The organism is Priestia sp. 10L35 (assembly GCF_056395685.1).
Genome location: NZ_JBFTKA010000003.1, coordinates 706505 through 726273 on the forward strand (window position 1 = coordinate 706505; position 19769 = coordinate 726273).

The 19769-nt window shown below is 40.6% G+C and carries 20 protein-coding genes and 1 pseudogene; 9 read left to right on the forward strand and 12 right to left on the reverse strand.

Annotated elements, in window-relative coordinates; all coding sequences use genetic code 11:
- Positions 1–345: 345 nt before the first annotated feature.
- Entirely contained in the window at positions 346–873 is a 528-nt protein-coding gene (locus AC1DEF_RS14970) for a hypothetical protein (protein WP_377574864.1), read from the forward strand.
- 200 nt (positions 874–1073) lie between these two features.
- Here the strand turns inward: AC1DEF_RS14970 and AC1DEF_RS14975 are convergent, their stop codons facing one another.
- The 4 genes from AC1DEF_RS14975 to AC1DEF_RS14990 all read right to left on the reverse strand — a co-directional run bounded on the left by AC1DEF_RS14975 (position 1074) and on the right by AC1DEF_RS14990 (position 6029).
- Positions 1074–2585 carry a methyl-accepting chemotaxis protein gene (locus tag AC1DEF_RS14975; protein WP_097822928.1) on the reverse strand — a complete coding sequence of 504 codons (1512 nt, stop codon included), beginning with the start codon at positions 2583–2585 and terminating at the stop codon, positions 1074–1076.
- 17 nt (positions 2586–2602) lie between these two features.
- The gene (locus AC1DEF_RS14980) at positions 2603–3187 is read right to left on the reverse strand and encodes a GGDEF domain-containing protein (protein WP_176521196.1); all 585 of its coding nucleotides are present in this window, start codon (positions 3185–3187) and stop codon (positions 2603–2605) included.
- A gap of 54 nt (positions 3188–3241) precedes the next feature.
- Positions 3242–4246 carry a PAS domain S-box protein gene (locus AC1DEF_RS14985; protein ID WP_176521197.1) on the reverse strand — a complete coding sequence of 335 codons (1005 nt, stop codon included), beginning with the start codon at positions 4244–4246 and terminating at the stop codon, positions 3242–3244.
- Positions 4247–4700: 454 nt separating this feature from the next.
- A complete protein-coding gene (locus tag AC1DEF_RS14990) occupies positions 4701–6029 on the reverse strand; it encodes an SH3 domain-containing protein (protein ID WP_097822931.1) in 1329 nt (442 codons plus the stop codon).
- A 345-nt stretch (positions 6030–6374) separates the two neighbouring features.
- On the opposite strand from AC1DEF_RS14990, the gene AC1DEF_RS14995 reads away from it, so the two are divergent.
- The 3 genes from AC1DEF_RS14995 (at position 6375) to AC1DEF_RS15005 (ending at position 8342) form a co-directional block, all read left to right on the forward strand.
- The gene (locus tag AC1DEF_RS14995) at positions 6375–7586 is read left to right on the forward strand and encodes an AGE family epimerase/isomerase (protein ID WP_097822932.1); all 1212 of its coding nucleotides are present in this window, start codon (positions 6375–6377) and stop codon (positions 7584–7586) included.
- A gap of 133 nt (positions 7587–7719) precedes the next feature.
- Entirely contained in the window at positions 7720–8022 is a 303-nt protein-coding gene (locus tag AC1DEF_RS15000; RefSeq protein ID WP_013058189.1) for a hypothetical protein, read from the forward strand.
- A gap of 17 nt (positions 8023–8039) precedes the next feature.
- Complete coding sequence (locus tag AC1DEF_RS15005; protein WP_255255679.1) at positions 8040–8342, forward strand: hypothetical protein; 303 nt, start codon at positions 8040–8042, stop codon at positions 8340–8342.
- 47 nt (positions 8343–8389) lie between these two features.
- Here AC1DEF_RS15005 and AC1DEF_RS15010 read toward each other — a convergent pair whose 3' ends face one another.
- Positions 8390–9331 (reverse strand): magnesium transporter CorA family protein, encoded by a 942-nt coding sequence (locus AC1DEF_RS15010; protein WP_013058191.1) that lies wholly within the window; start codon positions 9329–9331, stop codon positions 8390–8392.
- A gap of 166 nt (positions 9332–9497) precedes the next feature.
- Between AC1DEF_RS15010 and AC1DEF_RS15015 the strand changes: the two genes are divergently transcribed.
- A complete protein-coding gene (locus tag AC1DEF_RS15015) occupies positions 9498–10355 on the forward strand; it encodes an STAS domain-containing protein (protein ID WP_097822934.1) in 858 nt (285 codons plus the stop codon).
- A gap of 42 nt (positions 10356–10397) precedes the next feature.
- Here AC1DEF_RS15015 and AC1DEF_RS15020 read toward each other — a convergent pair whose 3' ends face one another.
- Both AC1DEF_RS15020 and AC1DEF_RS15025 read right to left on the reverse strand, forming a co-directional pair.
- Positions 10398–10622 carry a hypothetical protein gene (locus tag AC1DEF_RS15020; protein ID WP_013058193.1) on the reverse strand — a complete coding sequence of 75 codons (225 nt, stop codon included), beginning with the start codon at positions 10620–10622 and terminating at the stop codon, positions 10398–10400.
- A 31-nt stretch (positions 10623–10653) separates the two neighbouring features.
- Positions 10654–11523, reverse strand: coding sequence for an SDR family oxidoreductase (locus AC1DEF_RS15025; protein ID WP_013058194.1), 870 nt, complete (start codon positions 11521–11523; stop codon positions 10654–10656).
- A 222-nt stretch (positions 11524–11745) separates the two neighbouring features.
- Here AC1DEF_RS15025 and AC1DEF_RS15030 point away from each other — a divergent pair, with 222 nt between their 5' ends.
- Positions 11746–12084 (forward strand): YflT domain-containing protein, encoded by a 339-nt coding sequence (locus tag AC1DEF_RS15030; protein ID WP_055992677.1) that lies wholly within the window; start codon positions 11746–11748, stop codon positions 12082–12084.
- Between the two features lie 346 nt (positions 12085–12430).
- Positions 12431–12783: pseudogene (locus tag AC1DEF_RS15035) on the forward strand (SDR family oxidoreductase); the annotation flags it as partial.
- Positions 12784–12828: 45 nt separating this feature from the next.
- On the opposite strand, the gene AC1DEF_RS15040 reads toward AC1DEF_RS15035, so the two are convergent.
- From AC1DEF_RS15040 to AC1DEF_RS15060, 5 genes are all read right to left on the reverse strand, one after another.
- Positions 12829–14484 carry a M14 family metallopeptidase gene (locus AC1DEF_RS15040; RefSeq protein ID WP_097822935.1) on the reverse strand — a complete coding sequence of 552 codons (1656 nt, stop codon included), beginning with the start codon at positions 14482–14484 and terminating at the stop codon, positions 12829–12831.
- Between the two features lie 578 nt (positions 14485–15062).
- A complete protein-coding gene (locus AC1DEF_RS15045) occupies positions 15063–15647 on the reverse strand; it encodes a hypothetical protein (protein WP_097822936.1) in 585 nt (194 codons plus the stop codon).
- A 155-nt stretch (positions 15648–15802) separates the two neighbouring features.
- Positions 15803–16882 carry a DNA alkylation repair protein gene (locus AC1DEF_RS15050; protein ID WP_097822937.1) on the reverse strand — a complete coding sequence of 360 codons (1080 nt, stop codon included), beginning with the start codon at positions 16880–16882 and terminating at the stop codon, positions 15803–15805.
- Between the two features lie 2 nt (positions 16883–16884).
- Positions 16885–17367, reverse strand: a complete 483-nt coding sequence (locus AC1DEF_RS15055; protein WP_043981141.1) for a GNAT family N-acetyltransferase — start codon at positions 17365–17367, stop codon at positions 16885–16887.
- A 79-nt stretch (positions 17368–17446) separates the two neighbouring features.
- The gene (locus AC1DEF_RS15060) at positions 17447–17932 is read right to left on the reverse strand and encodes a DUF2306 domain-containing protein (protein WP_097822938.1); all 486 of its coding nucleotides are present in this window, start codon (positions 17930–17932) and stop codon (positions 17447–17449) included.
- 160 nt (positions 17933–18092) lie between these two features.
- On the opposite strand from AC1DEF_RS15060, the gene AC1DEF_RS15065 reads away from it, so the two are divergent.
- Together AC1DEF_RS15065 and AC1DEF_RS15070 are read left to right on the forward strand one after the other, a co-directional pair.
- Complete coding sequence (locus AC1DEF_RS15065) at positions 18093–19223, forward strand: GerAB/ArcD/ProY family transporter (RefSeq protein WP_097822939.1); 1131 nt, start codon at positions 18093–18095, stop codon at positions 19221–19223.
- 74 nt (positions 19224–19297) lie between these two features.
- A complete protein-coding gene (locus tag AC1DEF_RS15070) occupies positions 19298–19768 on the forward strand; it encodes a hypothetical protein (protein WP_097822940.1) in 471 nt (156 codons plus the stop codon).
- The last annotated feature ends 1 nt before the right edge of the window (position 19769 follow it).

The following is a 19769-nucleotide window of genomic DNA, read 5'->3' on the forward strand; positions in this document are numbered from 1 at the left end:
TTTTTTTTGTATAATGCAACTAATTCTACATTCAAAATTAGTTACTATTAGCTATTTAAAAAAACAGTTCTAAAGTTGTCGGACAAGTATCCAAACATTTCCTCTACGAGTGAATACAGTATAGAGTACTGCAAAGAAAGGGTGATTATTATAAAAAAGTATTATTTCAATTACAATGATAAAGATGACAGATATTATGTAGAAAAATCTTATCCTTACAAGAAGAAATCTCGCGAGACTTCCCTTAACAATAAGAAAGAGCAGCTTCAAGAAGATGCCCCTGAGGAAGCACGCGGCTGGGCTTATGGACGTGAAGAAGATAGCTCTGAAGAATCACAAGTTTGGATGTATGAACGCGAAGAAGATTTCTATGAGGAATCACATGATTGGGCTTCTAAATATAAAGAAGATAAAGGCAAAAAAGGAAGCACGCGGGAGTCAGCATTTAGAGCGCTCAATTTAACGATGCCTCAAAATGTTCCTGCAAATACGTTTGTAAAAGCAGTTTTCCCAACTGAACAATTTGATTTAGCAAATGAATATAACCCGATTACTTCTACCTTCCGCCCCCAAAAAGATGGCGTATATTCCATCATTGCTACAATTGGATTCTCTCCTAACGACCAAATGCTAGATTATAGAACTCGTATAGAAATACGTGTAAATGGGACAACCGCTATCGCTATCGATAACGATTTCTTTGGCGGAAACACACCGTTTGTTAATGCGGTATCCGTGTCTACTATTTATAATTTAGAAGCTGGAGATCGCGTTGAAGTTTTTGTTCAAAGCAGCATAGCTGGCACAATCGTCACATCCGAAGATGGCTCACATTTTGAAGCAGCTAGATTTCCTTCTCCAACAAATAACTAACACTAGCTTTTAGCCAAAAGCATCAATCCCCTCTTTTTAGATCGCTTCATTTTTCTAAAGGAGGGGATTTATATAAACATTAGTGGTCTAAAGGTCCGCAGAAACTTTTTAAGCGTTCGTATGTACATAATTCTTTAGTAGATTTATAGCATTAATCCAGTGTATAAAATCATGTACTTCTATGTAGTCTGCTGACTCACTCACGCTTGCTTCGCTAACTTTTCCGTTACGCTGCCAAGCTCTTCAACTAACCCACTTAAAAATTCCGCCGTCTGGCCAATGATCTGCAGCGATTGCAGCTGACGCACGGAAGCAGAAGAAATGCCCCTGCTGCTTGCAGCCGATTGATTGGCAAAAGCGGTCATATCGCTGACGGCATGGAGCACCTGCGTAGATCCGGCTGCTATTTGCTGAGCAGAAGCAGACGTTTGCTGAATTTGCTCGTGAACGTAGGCAGATGCGTCGGCGATTCGATTAAAAACATTTTCCGCTTCGTTGGCTAGTAAAATACCGTTTTTTACATCGGCTGTTCCTGATTGAATGAATGCTACGGCTTGAGACGTTTCTTGCTGAATATGCTGAATGAGCCTTGCTACTTGTTCAGCTGACTGATTGGATTGTTCGGCAAGTTTGCGAACTTCCGCTGCTACGACCGCAAACCCTTTACCATGTTCGCCTGCGCGCGCTGCTTCAATTGCAGCATTTAGCGCCAGTAGATTTGTTTGTGCAGCAATGCCTGAAATCACACTCATAATATCGTTGATTTCCGCAGAACGTTCTTTTAACTGATGAATAACGCTAGCTGCATGCTGAACAGAAGAATCGATTGTATGAATTTGTTGAATTGCTTCTTGAATTTTTTCTTTTCCCTGCACGGCTTCATTTGCTGTTTGATCAGAAGCTTCGCTGACTGCCGCTGAAGCCTCAGCTATTTTGGTTACGCCTTGCGTCATCTCTTCTAGAAACTCACTGCTTTTTTGAGCCATTATTACCTGCTGCTCAGCTCCTGCGGCTAGCTCTTGCATTGAAGCAGACGTATGGTGACTAGCCGTTTTTGATTCTTCTAAATTCCCCTTTAAGTTGTCAACCGTTTGTCTTACCTGCCCATTCGTTTCATGCAGTTTTTTCATCATGTCATAAATGATATGCTGCTTTTGTTCCTTTTCCTGCTGAAGCTGTTCTGTGTATTTTTTCTTTGAAGTAATTTGCCAAGCGGTTGCCCCTGATGTAAAAAGCAGATAAGCCGCGTGAAGGCAAAGCATCGAAAAGGAATAAGAAGACGTTCCGAAAATAATCGGCGTAAAAAATGGCACGAAAAATCCAGCTAGATGCTCGATGACAAAAATACCCGTCATTAACAATAACAGCTTTACATTTTCATAGTAGGAAAGAATAGCTATCACCATAAAAATTGAAAAGTGATACTCGACCATTCCTCCTCCCCCTACAACCGTGCTGATACTTGAAAACGTCAGCGTTAGTGTCACAAACGCAGGTACTAGCTCATGCTTTTTAACGTACAGCACAAGCAGTACACCAAGAAAAAGAATAGGAAGCATCAAAAAGATCATGGACACTTCGCCTGGCGTTGAATTATGTTCCATGGACATGCCGGACATACCCATCGGCCAAATACGATGAATGATATGTATAAGCAGAGAAATCGTTACTGCTCCGCTTGATAAAACAACCATTAATTTATGTTTATTCATGTTTATCCCTTTCTATATTAGACAATACTTCCTTTATCTATAGAATCGGCTGCAGGTTGGTTTTTTTTATAGAAATTCACGTTATTTTTTCCCTGTCGTTTTCCTTCATACAGCGCTTGATTCGCCTGTTTTAACAGCTCTTGAAACGATTCTCCGTTTTCTGGATAATAAGCGGCTCCAATGGTCGATGTAGCTGTAAAGATGCAGGATTCAATACTCCATTCTTTTTGAAGCTCTCCGTGAATTCGTTCCATGATTTGCTGTATTTCCTCGCACCTTTCAATCTGCCGAAGCAAGATAACAAATTCATCGCCTCCAAGGCGATATACTTCGTCACATGCGCGAATGCAAGACGTTAAACGATGTGCGTACTGAATTAAAAATGCATCGCCAATATCATGGCCAAATTGATCGTTCACTTCTTTAAAATTATCGCAGTCTAAAAACAGCAGGCCAAACCTTTCTTTTTGCTCCATCGCAGCCTGTACTTGTTTTTGCAGCATCATTCGATTCGGCACCCCCGTTAAACTGTCATGAAACGCCTTAAACTTCAGCTGATTTTCCAGCTTTTTTTGCGCAGTAATATCGGTTTGAATCAGCACGTAGCTTGAGATGCGATGATGAATATCGGTCAGCGGAACAATCGTCTTATGGCTCTACACGATGACGCCTTCTTTTGTTATGCTTTTGACTTGCCCTCTCCAAACCTTTCCTTGTCCAATACTTTCAAGAATCCGAGGGTCATAGCTTACATCAAACAGTTCATATGATTGTCCAATTAGCTCTTCTTTTTCATAGCCGAATATCGTACAGAACATATCGTTTACATACATAATCGTTCCATACGGATCCAGGACGCTTACGATAGCAGACTCATCAAGGGCATACTTCATGTTTGCTAAATCTTTCACCGTGTTTTCCAACTTTATTTCAGCTGTCTTTTCCTTTGTAATGTCCTGAGCAATCAAGTAAATACCAATCCATTCATTTTCCACTATGATGGGCACGTTTGTAACATATAAATAAATCTTTCCTTTTTCTTTGTGCCACGCTTGGATTTCTTTGCTGTAGCTTTGGTCGTATATGATGTGATGAAAAGGCAAAGCACGGGCGTCAATCTTCAGTTCTTCTAGAAGCTGCCTGTAAGAACTGTTGATGATCTCCTGCGCATCGTAGCCGAACATTTGCTCACAGGTAGGATTTGCTTGAACAATTTTACCGCTTAAATCCATCATGCATATGGCGTTTTCATGGTTGATAAAAAGCGATTTATACTGCTCCATGCTTTGGGCTAATTCTTTTTTTAACTTCTGGATATTTTTACTCATCACTAATAGGTGCGTACTATTGTCGGCATCATCAAAAATTGGGGTAAGCGTTGTTTCAAACGCTTCAGCTTCATCTAAGAAGGTATTTATGTCATGGTAGATAACTGGTTTTTTTGTTTCCATCGCTTTCATATAGTAAGGGTAAAGGGAGTGATACACCCGCTCAGGGAGTACGCTTTCTAGCCGCATGCCCGCTTCTCCTTGACACCGTATAAGCTTAGCAGCCGCTTTATTCATTTTTTTATAATAAAGATGTTGGTTCTTTACTTCCGCTAAAAAAACCAGCTCATTCATTTGATCAAAATAAAATTCAAACATATGATCTTTCAACATGGTAGGATGCATCTCCTTCGTTTTTTCACAGATGAACGCCCCCTGTACTTTACACTTCTGTATGAAATATACACTAGATCTTTTCACACACAAACACAACTTCAAATGTACAAACAGTAGTTCTTTTGTATCATTACCTACCCTCCTTCACAAGAAGGGTAAACATGGTGAACAAAAATAAAAGAGATTGAGGTATACCTACATCCATCCAATCTAAAAACGAACAAATGGGATAAAGCAGCTAGTATGAATCACTTGTTCCAACGCTGTTAATTTTTTTGCTGGCGGCCGATGAGCCTTGCCCTCTATTCAGCACTTAGAAGTCCCTGCATATATGAAACCTACCTTCATCAAAACAATAAAAAATCCGAACGCGTTTGATTCTCTATCAAGAATCAAACGCGTTCGGATCTTCCTTCAACTAAACTGCTTTTATTCTAGCTTCTTTTTTAAACTACTTAATTCCGTAATATTCTTCAAGCGTAATGCCTTTACTCTTAATCGCCTGCGCCACTGGTTTGCCTACATATCGCAAATGCCACGGTTCATATTTATAGCCGGTCACCGCATCTTTTCCTTTTGGATAACGAATAATAAATCCGTATTCTGCTGCGTGGGCATCGAGCCAAGTTGCTTCTTTAGTTCCGCCAAAGCAGTCTTGAGCAGCACATGTGCCGTCTCCTTTTGTTACATCAATTCCAAGACCCGTTTCGTGTTCACTCGTGCCTGGCAATGCGCTATAAGTTGCCGCTTTATCATAACCGTCTCTTTGAACATACGAACTAAAAAGCGCGCTTTGCGTTGCATGTGAACGGTAAGCTGATACGCCAAGAAGCGTAACGCCTTGTTTTTTCGCACCTGCAAATAACTGTGCAATAGCAGCGGCTGCTTCACTGCGCATTTTTTTCTTTTCCGTTTGTTCTTTGAATGTAAATGGAATCGTTGTATATACTAAATCTTTCGGAACGTAGTTTTCCGGAAGCTTGTTTTGTTTATTCACAACAACTTGTATGCTTTCAGGGTTCGAAACCACTTTCATACCAGCTAATGCTCGTACGTATTGACCGCTTACATAGCCAACCTTACCTTGATACGTAATTTTCAGCCAGCCGTTTGCTGCTTTAGCCGTTACGTCGAGCTGTGTGCCGGCTTTAAGTGTTGCAATAACAGCACCAGATGTTGAAGCAGTTGTTCGAACATTTAAATTCGCCGTTGCCACATAGACAGAAGCCGCCGGAGCTGGAGCCGGTTCAGAAGAACCCGTTGATTCCTTTACGTACTGCGTGCTCACATAGCCCGTTTTGCCTTGATAGCTTACTTTTAGCCAACCGTTCGCTGCTTGTTCTGTCGACGTTAGCTGCGCGCCTTGTTTGACCGTTACAACAATCGTGTTGGACGTCGATGGACCGCTTCGAATATTTAAATTTGCCGTTGTTACATAGATTTTGGTCGTTGAACTCGCTGACTTTTTAACATACTCACTGCTTACGTAACCCGTTTTGCCTTGATAGTTTACTTTCAGCCAGCCGCTTGCTGCTTGTCCAACTACCGTTAGCTGCGTGCCTTGTTTGACCGTTGCAATAATCGCGTTGGACGTCGATGGGCCGCTTCGAATATTTAAATTCGCCGTTGTTGTATATGTTTCCGCCGCTGCGCTTGCTACAGTTGGCTCACCCGTAAAATGTGAAGAATGAAGACCTAGAGTTCCTGCCCCTACAAGTGTAAAAGCAAGACCTGTTACCGCTAATTTTTTGTAAAATCTTTGTTTGTTCACTTCTGTCATTTTTTATACCTCATTTGCAAAATATAATAGAAATATATGCTGCTAGTTTAATAGGTTAAGTGAAAACAGGATCCGATGTTTAAGCTCAACCTTAACTAAACAACATTAAGTAAATTTATTCGACGTCTAGAGGCTTATCATTACTTCGTTCCAGCTAGCACGTACTTTTAGAATACCGGATAATCGTATCAAAAGTATATCAAAATATTTCAAACTTGTTTCCAAACTGATACATTTTCAACAAAAATAGAATAATAGAGCAGAAACAGCAAAAAAACCCTTACGTTTACGCCCAACTGCTTAGGGTAAAAAACAACTAAAAACAACGATTGAGATGGTGATAAAATGAACACGGCAACGGATTTTTCCTCAACTGCGTTTCGAGAACCTCACACATTAAAACAGCATATTTTTGATACGCTTCATTTCTACTATCCCGCTTGTATTGACAAGAAAAACGGTGGGTATATCCATGAATACTACGACGACGGCACCGTCAACAACACGCATTCAAAGCACTTGGTAAGTACGGCGCGCTTTATTTATATCTTCAGTGTAGGGGCTCTTTTAGACGGACCGGATTGGTGCAAAGAAGCAGCTCAGCACGGCATTCGTTTTCTACAAAACAGCCATTATGATAGAGAGCACGGCGGGTATTTTTTTGAAATAGCCGATGACGGAGAAGTAAAAGATGATTCTAAACAAGCATATGGGCATGCTTTTGCTCTTTTAGCTTCTTCCATCGCGTATCAAGCCGGCATTTCAGAAGCAAAAGAAACAATTGAACAGGTATATGACGTGATGGAAAAGTACTTTTGGGAAGATGCGCACGGCTTTTACCGAGACGAATGGGACGCATCGTGGTCGGCTTCTTCTTTATATCGCGGCCAAAATGCAAATATGCATATGTGTGAAGCGATGCTTTCTGCCTTTGAAGCAACAAGAGATAAAAAATACTTAGACCGAGCGTATACGCTTGCAAAAGGCGTTACTCAGCAGCTTGCTGAACGATCTGGCGGCATGGTTTGGGAGCACTATGATACAGACTGGCAGCCAGATTGGGACTACAATAAAAACAATACAAAAGATGAATTTCGTCCGTACGGCTTTATACCAGGACATCAGTTTGAATGGAGCAAGCTGCTTTTATGGCTTGATCGGCACCGTTCGGAAAACTGGATGACAGAACGTGCAAAAGATTTGTTTGATAAGGGCTGGAACCTAGGCTGGGATGCTAAGTACGGAGGTCTTTACTTTGCGCTGTCTCCTCAAGAAGAGGTCATTGATTGGGATAAAAACTACTGGGTGATGGCCGAAGCCATTTCTGCGGCTTCACTGCTTGGGGTAAAAACCGGAGACAGCGGATATTGGAAAGCATACGACGCCCTGTTCTCCTACTGTCAGAAACACTTTATCGATCACACATATGGAGGGTGGTATCAGCTGTTAAATCAGCAAAACGAACGCTACAGCTCGAAAAAAAGCCCCGCTCCTAAAGCCGATTATCACCCTGTGGCAGCTTGCTATCAAACGCTGATAGCACTGAATTCTCTTTGAGATAATGCTCATGAAGAAACCGTTTTCTAGCAAATGCGTTTATTTCTTTTATTTAAGGGAATTTACTTACTAACAATCAATGTTTCTACAATTCAGAAAAAGCTCGACTATATATATGCAAGGAGTGAGGACGATGTATTTTTACGCGTTAGCACAAGGAACAGATTCTGGAGATCCAGTAACACTGCATCATGAGAAGAAATTTTCGAAAAAAGAATTTTTAGAGATGTTTAATGAAGCATTAGATGAGTTGGATACGCATCCAGCTCCAAGCGCTGTCGGTGAATACCTTTGCCGTGCGTACGGATTTCAAGAAATTGAAATCGAGACGGGTGTTGTATGCTACTGCGCTCCTTTTAGAAAGCTAGACGACTCGGATATTATAGAAGACCGTACGTACATGGACGCCACGACCGGAACACTAAAATACAACTAACCAAAAAGAAAGGTTGGATGCGTGTGAAGACCGTACAGAACATTTATCGAACGAGTGAAGCTGTACCAGAATCGGGCGCTTACGTTTGTGCGGAAGGTGAAATTAAACTCTTTCACAAAGATGATCTTTTTACACCTTGCCCACATACACGTGAATCAACGACGTGGAAGCCTGTAGATGACGCCTTTTCAACCGGAGAATTGGTTCCGCAAACCGGTCGCTATACCGACGAAAACGGCAATCAAGTAAAGCTAAAAGAAAACGATTTATTTCCAAGATGCCTTCGTTCAGGTGAGCCTACGACGTGGAGGCGAGGATAACAGGCAACAAAGCAGCCGCTTATTAAGCGGCTGCTTTTTCTTGAAGCTTATTTAAAAAATGAATTCTTTTTTCTTCCTTTTAACAGATCGCCCGTCCACCCTTTCATTCGTAAATAGAGATAAATGGCCACGGTTGAAAGAACAATTAAAATGAGTGCGTAGACATAGCCAAACTTCCAGTCAAGCTCCGGCATCCCTTTAAAGTTCATTCCCCAAAGAGCTCCAAAAGCCGTTAAAGGCGTACTGATTGCTGTCAGCAGCGTTAAAGCTTTCATAATCTCATTTCCTCGATGAGTAGACACAACTTCTTCTAATTTAATTAACGCGTCAAATTCTTTTTGATATTGTTCAATTAGCGTTAAGCCGATTTCGATTTTTTTACACATCCGCTGATATTCGACCGTTTGGTTAATTTTTTTATGAAATGCTTCTTCTATTCCCATTGTGACTTCTCGAACAGAGCTAATTAAATTTGTCCATATAAGCAGGTCATACCGGGCTTTATGAATGTCATCTAACACGTCAATGTTATTATTATGGCGCACTTCCCACAGAAGCTCTCTGAAATGACTTTCAAACTGATCAAACCCGTTTAAGTGCTTTTTCATAATTTCGCCTAAAAGAATAAAAAAGCTTTCTGCCGTGTTAGCAGACTGCTTCATGCGTTCAATCATTCGTTCATGATGGGTGTCTTGTAGGATTTCCAAATCAATTCCTGCCGTTATAATAAACTCCTCGGTGATATAAAAATGAAACGAATCGTAATTTTTTTGATCAAACGACTTCTTATGATAAATTAGTGAACCATAAATGAGCTCACTTCCCCCTACGACATCTACTTGAATATGATTAGAATTTTTCTTTTGCAGCTGCTGGCAAAACCATTCATCTCTTGGATACTGATAGTCTTTGATTATATCAGCTATTCCATCTGCTTCTTCTAAATCAAACTGATACCATTTCCATTGATCGTTCGTCACGGTATTCATACTTTCCCTCTTTCCCCTTTTATTAGAATTTTTCCCTATATACAATCATTTAAAACCTATCACGCAAAATAAACATACATTTCATATCCATCTTTATAAAAAAGGTGCTATAATAAATACGTTGCTCACATGCGCAATGCTTTATCAGTTTGAGAGGAGAATAACAGTGAAGAAAGATATCGCTTTACGTTCTTATCTGCTAGAAAATGCACCAAATATGACGGAAGAATGGTATGAATCTTTGGACAAAAAGTCTTCTGAAGGCGTATATACCTCTAGTAACCCCGATGTCATTCAACGCTTAAAAGCGCAAAACTATGAATTTCATTTATATATTAGCAACGTCTTTATAGAAGATGAAAAAATCTTTTTTGAATCTTTTAACACGTGGCTAAATAAAGTTGCCAAAGACCAAGAACATATCAGAACACCCATTCAAAGTATTATTAAAGAATTTATGAACGTCCGCAAACAATACTGTGAGTATATTCGACGGTTTGCAGAACTTAACGATGACATCACTCAGCAGCATATTGATGTGTGGAATGAAAAAGTAGTAAGGGTATTTGATATTATTATTTTGAAATTCATCACAGAAGCGCAGGAGTACGCATCAAACCGCCTCCGCTCGCAGCAGGAAATGATTCATGAATTAAGTTCACCTGTTATTGTGATTAAAAAAGACGTTGCTCTTTTACCGTTAGTCGGCGATATTGATACGGCAAGAGCCAAAATGATCCTAGAAAGCACGTTAAAACAGTGTGCAGAGAAGCAAATCGCTCATTTGTATATTGATTTGTCAGGAGTTGTGATGATTGATACAATGGTCGCACACGAGCTGTTTCAGCTGATAAATGCGCTTGATTTAATCGGCGTTAAATCAATTTTATCGGGCATTCGCCCTGAATTAGCTACTACTGCGATGCAGCTTGGACTGAAATTTGATCATATACGAATTAAATCGAATCTTGCTCAGGCATTAGAAGATGATTCAAAAATTGTAATTGCTTCTAGCACTCATTAATATAGGGATACAAACAAAAAAACAGCCCGAGAAGGCTGTTTTTTATTTTCTATGATGAATGTTTTCAGAACCTGATTCATCTTTCGTTTTCGTTTTATTTTTCTCTTCTTTTTGTTCAAGTCTTATGTCTTCCATTGGCATAGGATCCACGGTTTCTTCTTCTTTGAAACGTTCAAATAACGTTTCGTCTTGATCTGTTACACGCTGTTCCGTTTCATCTCTTTTTTTAGGTGCATTTGATATAGATCTTTTCTTGCGTTCTCCCATCTTTTCTCCTCCTTTACTATAGGTGGTGCAATTATGTGTTCATGAAATCTCCGCCGTTGACATGAAGCGTTTGACCGGTCATATAAGATGAATCATTTGAAGCTAGCAGTACATAGCAGCCTACGTGCTCCACAGGATGCCCAGGTCTGCCCATCGGCGTATCGGTACCGAATTCTCCTACTTTATCACCTGAGAAAGTAGACGGAATAAGCGGTGTCCAGATTGGTCCCGGCGCTACAGCATTAACGCGAATGCCATCTTTGACAAGCGCTTGCGCCATGCTGCGCGTAAAGCCGTTGATTGCACCTTTTGTCGCCGTATAATCGATCAGCTGAGGATTTCCGCGGTAAGGATTAATTGACGTTGTATTAATGATCGCACTGCCTTTTCCTAAGTAATCAAGCGCTTTTTTCGTAAAATAAAAGTATGAATAAAAGTTCGTTTTGAACGTTCGTTCAAGCTGTTCACTTGTAATTTCTTTAATGCTTTCTTTTGGATGCTGCTCTCCTGCATTGTTCACAAGAATATCAAGCTTTCCAAGCTCACTTACTGTTTTTTCTACCGCTTCGTTACAGAACGATTCGTCTCCTACGTCTCCTGCAATCAGCAGACATCTTACACCTTCTTCTTCAATGCGGGCTTTTGTTTCCTCGGCGTCGCTATGTTCGTTTAAGTAAACGATGGCTACGTCCGCTCCTTCTTTCGCATAAGCAATGGATACAGCTCGTCCAATTCCGCTGTCTCCTCCGGTAACTAGCGCTACTTTTCCTTTTAATTTTCCTGTACCAATGTAATTGTCATCCTCATAAATAGGGAGAGGATTCATCTCGCTTTCGATACCCGGCTGGCGGTCTTGCGTTTGCTGGGGCTGACCTTGTGTTTGTTGATCTTGTAAATTCATTTTAATCTCCTCCTATTTTTGATGGAACTTTTTAGTATAGTCTACGTTTAGCCTTCTGTTTTGAAGTTCAAACATCTTTTTTTAAAAATTTATGATATTTCTATTCTCTTTTACTATCTTAGAAAATTCATAGAAAACAAGTTTAAAGTTGGAAACAAAGGCTACAGAATGAGTAGAAGATGTATTTCAGAAATATCTTTTATTAGGAGGTTTGGTTGGTATATGAAACACATTGAAATAGCAGAAAACCAAGAGGAGGCAACCTGCATCATCCATTCTTTTTTAAAAAAAGGATTTACAAGCAAAGATATTTACCTGCTGGCCTACGATAAAGAATGGGCTCATAATTTAACGGACGCAACACATACAAAAAAATACAGAATGGCAGAGCAAGGTATTTTTGAAACAGCGGTAAACATGCTTCTCTCAAGAGAAGATGAGCTACTTTCAAAGATGGCTTCTCTCGGCTTATCTAATCAAGAAGCAAACCGGTATAAAGAAGAAATGAAACAAGGACATATCGTGGTTGTTGGCGCACAGAGTCAATCAATTCCCTACTAGAACAGCGGAAACGTTTTTTATTAGCTTATAAGGGTATTTAGTAAAATAAACCATTGTCTATCAAGAAAGGAAGTTATTAACGATGTTAAACTATTTGGGAATTCAGATAGGCTCTCTTTACTTTCCTACTAGTATTTTGCTTATCACGTTTCTTGTATTAATCGGCTTTTTTATTTATTTCCTATCTAGAAGAAGAAAAAACCGCCAGGAATCACGTGAGCACTCACGAGGAAAATAAAAGAGAAGGTCAATTTAAAAGCCCTTCATGAAGAAGGGCTCTTTGTACTATAAAACAGGCAGATACTTCTCATAGCGAGGGTTTACATAAAAAGGCGGACGAGGTCCTAAAAGCGGCAGATCCATTATTAATACCGCTTCAATTTTGACGTATAAAGGCTATGAACAGTTAATTGACTATACGGCCTAAAGGAGCCATTGTTGGCTTTACTCGTGCGCTTTCCAATAGCGTGATTAAAGACGGCATTCGCGTGAACGCCGGAGAGCCGGGACGCATTTGGGACACCGCTCATTCCAGCAAGCTTTTCAGCTGATCAAGTAACGCAAGTGGACAATCCGATGGAGCGCCAAGGGCAGACGCTTGAACTTGCTCCAACCTACGTGTACCTCGCAAGCGACGACTCAGGGTTTGTCACGGGGCAGACGCTGCATGTAAACGGCGGAGAGTGGGTTTCTTCTTAAAAATCTCAATATAAAAAGCGTGAAGCCAAGCTCCACGCTTTTTCATTATTTACGGGATTCTTTTTGCAAAGGCGATTTTTCAATGGAACGAGTAAACCGGTAAACATCAAGTTCTTGCCCTACCTCTGAAGGCAAATACCCAAACGTTGTGAAGCTGTCCACAGATTCCGGCTCAAGTGATAGAGACAATAAATTGTTTTGCGGCTGAGATGTTAAAAAGACGTAGCTTCCTTTTGGGAACGTCACCGTTTTTGGCTTGACGATTGTTTGCACGTCTACGTTTGGTTTGTTTTCGTAGGCTTCATTTTCAATACGGCTGCTGACACTATACGCTTCTACTGAAAGAGCCGTTTCTTTCGTTAACTTGAAGCCTTTTACTCCTTGTCCCTGCAATTTCGCTGCTAACTCTTCATGTCCTGGCTTTAAAATATAAGCAGTCGGACGTTCGCGGACAAGCGTCGGCGTAGCTTTCTTTGCACTGTAGTACGTCACAGGAATGTCTTTAACAGACGCGCTTTCCACATCAACCATTTCTAACGTCGAGTTTGGTATTTTTTTATTTTCGCTGTTCACAATAATCGGGTCATGATCATTTGCATTTTTTCCTTTTTTGACAAGCGCCGCTTTTTCTTTTGCAATCAGCGCTTTAATTTGTTTCGCATGAGCGGCTGTTTGCGTAATCAGCTTTTCTTGCGTAGCAATTTGGGCACTCACTCGCCGCGGAAAATCTTCTCGTCCAATACCGATCCCTCTGCTTTCGACTAAAAACGAAAACGATGGATACAAGCCTAGTGAGTTTCGGCCGATTCGCGGTTCAACTGAGCCTTCTTCCACTTCAAGCTGCCCTTGTTTATTCACTTGAGACGTATAGTATACTTCTCCTGAATATCCTTGCTTTTCAATGGCTGTAAGTGTGCTGTTCACAAACAGCTCATCAGACATGTTGCGAATGTTCTGCGGAATATTTAAGTTTCGACCTGACTGCAGTAAAATGTCGTGATACTTCCACACGCCTTCTTTACCGATATTTTTAAATCCGCTGCTGTAAGGCGTATATTCATGAGCGTCGATGACGACTTCCGGTGAAAAACGGTTAAATTCAGCTCGTACGCTCTGCACTTCCGGGCTTTCAAGCTTTATGTAGTCGCGGTTTCCATCTAAATTATTTGCTAGCTGACGCTTGAATGCATAAGATCCGTCTGGATTAATGCGCGGCACAATGACGATGTTCACTTTATTTAGCACATCTTTTCCAAAGTCTTCTGTCAAACGCGTCGCAACGGCGAGTACGGATTCGCCGCTTGCCGGTTCATTACCATGAATTTGACTTTGAAGCCAAATCGTTGGCTTTTTAGATGTTTTTCCATCCGCAAATTTCTTTTCCTTTGAAAAATACAGAGCCGGAATGTCTCGTCCTTGCTGTGATTTACCGATAATCTTCAGCTTTACGTATGGACTTTTATGAGCAAGCTTTTGAACATAGCTCATCATTTCTTCTTGAGTCGTAAAGGCGTCTTGTCCTTTCATAAATGCCGGCGTTGCTTCATTCCCCTTTATTTCCGGATAAAGCGCTTTAATTTTTTCCGGCTGGCTATAGTCTTTTCCGTAATAAGGCATCTCAGCTTGTACCGCAAGCGGCGACAGCAATAATCCAATCGACAAAAGAGCCGGCACGGCCGTTCGTTTTACTGTTTTTTTCATTCATTTACTCCTCCCCATCCTCTTGGTTAGACATTTTAAATTTTTAAAATATTTAAAATGTTACATAAATAATTATACCGTTTAAGGAAATAACTTCAAGATAAGGGAGCTGAACCTTTTTGACTATTTTAATGTAGGAGACGAGTGCGGTTTTATAACAAAGAGATTGGGACATAGCAAAACCAACTCAATATGAAGACGACCAATCAGGCTTAATGATCTCGCTTTTCCTCCGCTGTTGATTTCCGTGCAAGGCTTCGCTTTCCGCGGGGCGGCCGATGAGCCTCCTCGTCGCTTAAGCTCCTGCGGGGTCTCATCTGTCCCGCTTTTCCCGCAGGAGTCTTCGCCTTACCCTCCAATCAACAGCTAGACGGAAACAAATGAAACCTACGTTCACCCTAAAAAAAATGAACCCCTAATGGAACATGTTGATCAATGGTTCATTTTTCATTTCAGCTAAAATACGTTTGTTCCAGCCTCTTTTTTATGTATGAACTGCTATAAAACTTAGCATTTCCTCGAGCCTGTTTTGCGCTAGTCTAGCTGTTTCATAGTCCATGCAGCTATCTCTCTTATGTTCATTTCTTTACGGATTCTAGCGTTTCTAAATCATATCGGCCGATTTCTTTGTTGTTTCTCGTGATGACGAGTTTTCCATGCCTCGCCACCTTTTGGAGTTTTTTTAATTTCTGACCGGACGGAGCCATAGGCATTTCTTTGTTTTTAACAGTCGCGCCCAGATCGTAGTGCACATCGACTTTTCCTTTTTTCATATAGTCAAACTCTTCAATTCCCGTACCTGTACCGAACTGCTCATGCCCTTCATCAAATACATTAACACCTACTGTATTGATAGATGCTTTCTTTAAATCTTCATTCGGTATAATTTTAGCTTCTATTTCGTCTTTATCATTTTGATAGAATTTACGCTCGCCTTGCTGCTTCATTTTAAACTCGTAATACAGCGCTTTTGGTTTTACGTCGACCATTTTTCCTTTGCTATCTTCTATACCAATTCCTCCAATTAAAGCAGGGTCATCTGTTATCTTGACTTTCACTTTTTGAATGCTATAGCCGCTCTCTTCTTTACTAGCAGAGTTTGAGCACGCTACCAATGACATTGTCAAAAAAGCACTCAATGTGCCCACCATAAATTTCTTCACTTCACCACTCCTCAAGGATTAACATACCATAAAAGGAATTTAAATGGATGTTTATCAGTCGATTTTGTACATAATTACAGAGGCAGCAACCTATTGACTTAAGTTTCCTCATCAGCTCTATAAAAACATAAAAAGCTCTCTCCATGAGGAAAGAGCTACTCTATCACAAAGTCCGCTTCTGCTTTTACCACTCCGTTTACAATAACAGAAAGCGTATGCGTACCGGTGTAATGTTTTCTTGTACTTAAATCTTTAAACGCATGCTTTTTTGCGACTGTCAGCGTTTGGCCTGCTTTGGCTTGAACATTTTTTAGCATAAACACTTTTTGACTGCGGTTTCCTTTTGCTTTTACGTAATGAATTCCATACTCTATGCGAAGGGGCATGTTTTTTTTCACCGATAATCGGAAAGAAAAGTCAATGCTATCACCGATTGTAATAGTATGCGGATGTACGCTAAGCTCTGTGACAGTCACGCCCGGATCATCTCCATAGCCAAAAAGAGACAGAGCTTCAGGATCTCCTTTTTTCAGCAGTGAACGGCACGCATGTTTAACGATCCAGTCGGTTTTAACGTCTTTTCCGTACCAGCTTTTCACCACATCAAGCATCCAGTCTTTTTCTATGTAAGAAATATCATTTAAATGATTGGCTACGCTTTTTCGGACATAGAGCGATTCATCGCATTTTAACTGCTCTAAAATCGGCAGCGTTTGTTTCGGATCTTGCTTTAACGCAGGTACTGATTGTCCCCACGGAAGTCTAGGCCGGCTTCCTTCGCTTGCTAATCTGCGAATATGATGATTTTCATCTCCTGCCCATTCAATCATTTGCTGGAGCATTCGATTTTTATCTTGAATTAAAAACGGACGCACCGCAAATTCTGATGTGGAAAACGGCGTAAAAAAAGCGAGTGCTTTTATTGAAGCTTTCCAATCGTTCAATCCGTACAGTTCAACGTAATCTGGAAAAATCGTGCCTTGAAGTCCTCCTACCGTTGGAGCCACTTTATAAAGGATATGAAGTGCTTCTTCATAATCCCCCGGCAGCACTTCATGCATGGAAAGCGTAATTCTTCTCATGCGCTCTTTCAGCCCTAAGTCTTCCCAGTCCTGTTGAAAAACCAGCTCATGAAATACTTGTTTATCAAATGAACTCATTTCACATGAAAAAGCGTCGCTCAAGTGCGTAATCAACTCTTCATTAAATACGCTTTTACGTAACTCTTCAGCCATACTTATCCCTCTTTTCCAGGCAGTATTTTATTTTCTTTTGAATAAAGCGCCCGCTCGTACATGCCTTTTTTAAAAATTTGCATAAACAGCTGCTTATTTTTAACTTCTTTAAATCCGTACTGACTGTACAAACCGTGAGCATCTTTTGTTGCCAATAAAATTTTTCGTACGTGTTGAATCGGCTGATAGCCAATCATTTCTTGTACCAGCGCTTTTCCAAGCCCGTTGCCCCGTGCGTGCGGAAGAATAAACACATCCGCCAAATAAGCAAACGTGGCAAAATCAGAAATAATCCGTCCGAATCCTACTTGTTTATCGCACTCATCATACACGCCAAAACAAACGGAGTGTTCAATGGACGTTTGAACAAGGTGAAGCGGAATTCCTTTTGCCCAATATGACTCATAATGAAGGTACGAGTAGATGACATCTATATCAAGCTTTTCTTTATTCGTATGTATGGTAAACTGATGATTTTCTTTCATGCTGCATCCTCCTTGCTTCTCTATCATAGCACAAATGTTCGCAACAGAAAAAAGCCTTTTCGGTAAAAGGCTTTTTTGCTTAGTATGATATTTTTTTAGAAACAGAAGCATTTTTTCTATAGCGTCTTGCGACTATGTAAATAAGCGGACTGCCAATAATCGTCGGCAAAAACCAATAAGAAAGTGCCGGAAGCTTGTTTAACAGCGGAATACTGTCTCCAACATTTACAAGCAGTGCGGTAACCGCTCCGATATAAGACCCCAGCATACCGCGAATATGATGCTGAAGCCAGTTCTTCCATTTTCGCTTGCGTGCTGCATAGCCATAAATCGCTAATCCGTATGAAAACACGGCAATATAAAATAAATAAGCAATTTCGTTCCATTTCCAAATCGCTAACATGATAGCTGTGGCAGCTAGTGCTGCATAAGAACCGTGATACACTTCTCCCCATTTGGTATGCCGTCCTTTTTTCTTAGCCGCTAGCATAGACACCATTCCTGAAAGCAAACAAATCATGCCCAGTCCAATATGGATACTTAATATAACTTCAAATAAATCCAACGCGTTCTCTCCTTTTGCGTACTTCTCTCTTATATCTTCGGCTAGCGCCCTTTTTTTTTAACAAAATATCCCTATTTCCTTTCCAACTCTTTACTTACATGATGCATATGCTCCACGTTAAAAAGCGCATACTAGCTGTAGAAAAGGAGGCGGATAGGCAGTGGAAAATGCTCGAATTAGCGGATGGCAGCTGCTTGTGTTAATTACGCTCTTTGAGATTGGCAGCGCCTTTTTGGTCGGCTTAGCGATGGACGCTAAGCAAGATGCTTGGATTGCCATTTTAGTTGATATGATCAGCAGCTACGCACTCATTTATATATATTATCGCTTGCACCGCTATTATCCAGATTTAGCTCTGACGGAGTACATTGAAAAAATTATTGGAAAAGTGCCGGGACGCATACTGGCTTTTCTTTACGTATTATATTTTGCTAACGGAGCGGCGCGGGTACTGCGCGATTTCGGCGCGATGCTTCTTACCTTTGTCTATCCTGACACGCCGCTGTTTATAGTGAACGCTTTACTGATGCTCGGAATTATCTATACGGTTCGCCAAGGAATTGAAGTGATGGCACGTTCGGCGGAACTGCTGTTTTTCTTTATTTATATACTCGCCGTCGCTGGCTTTATTCTTATCTTCGTTTCTGGCCTTCTTGATTTTTCAAGCCTAAAGCCAATGCTTGAAAACGGTATTTCTTTAGTGCTGAGGGTTGCCTACAGCCAGACGCTGTATTTTCCTTTTGGCGAAGTCATTGTATTTGCCATGATTTTTCCTCATACAAAAAATGTAAAAAAGACCGCATTCATTGTATTCAGCGCAATTACGTTAAACGGCATTAACCTTATGATTACTATGATTGTGAATATAAGTGTACTAGGAGTTACCCTAACGTCCAGATCTGCTTTTCCGCTTTTAAGCACTGTTCAAAGCATTCAATTCGCAGGTTTTTTAGAACGGCTTGATGTGTTTTTTATGCTGGCTTTAATCACTGGCGGCTTCTTTAAAATAGGTCTGTTTTTCTACGCCACTGTGCTGGGCCTTTCCCACGTGTTTCAGCTTAAAAACCCGTCACCGCTTGTATTTCCAATTGGCTTAGTCGTTTTGTTTTATTCATTGTCCCTTGCTCAAAACTATTTCGAACACGTATATGAAGGGTTAAAAATCATTCCGTTCACTTTACACCTTCCGTTTCAAATTGTCATTCCTGCTCTTTTACTCGTGATCGCATTTTTAAGAAATCGAAAAAAAACACAGTCCGTCCCTGTAAAAAATACCGCAGAAAATTCATAGTATGTCCATTTCTCTATTGGATTTGATCTCCTAAAATTATACAATATAGTCAAGAAGCCAAAAGGAGAACCAATATGATTGGATTAATTCTTTCTATTTTAGTATTTAACGTTCTTGCTTTTAAAACAAACAAGCGCTTCACGACAAATCAAATTGTACACATTTGGATGTTCACCATTGCTGCTCAGCATATCTTTGACGTCTTCATTAATTTCAAATTTCACGGCTACTGGTATTTTACACAAGGCACAGACTGGAAAGGTATTTTTGCCTATACCGTTCTCATTCCGCCTGTAAACATGCTTTTTCTTACCTACTATCCTTTTGCGGGGAAACTCACAAAAAAAGCCGCCTATATTTTACTTTGGTCGGTTGCTGTTTTACTTTACGAAGTAGTGGCCCTTCTCCCTGCTCCTTGGGGTTATTTTCATTACGGATGGTGGACGTGGTGGTATTCACTCCTCCTAAATCCGCTGCTGTTTTGGATGGTGGTGCAGTATTACCGGTGGGTGTATAAGTTGGAGAGGAATTCTAGACCAATATAAG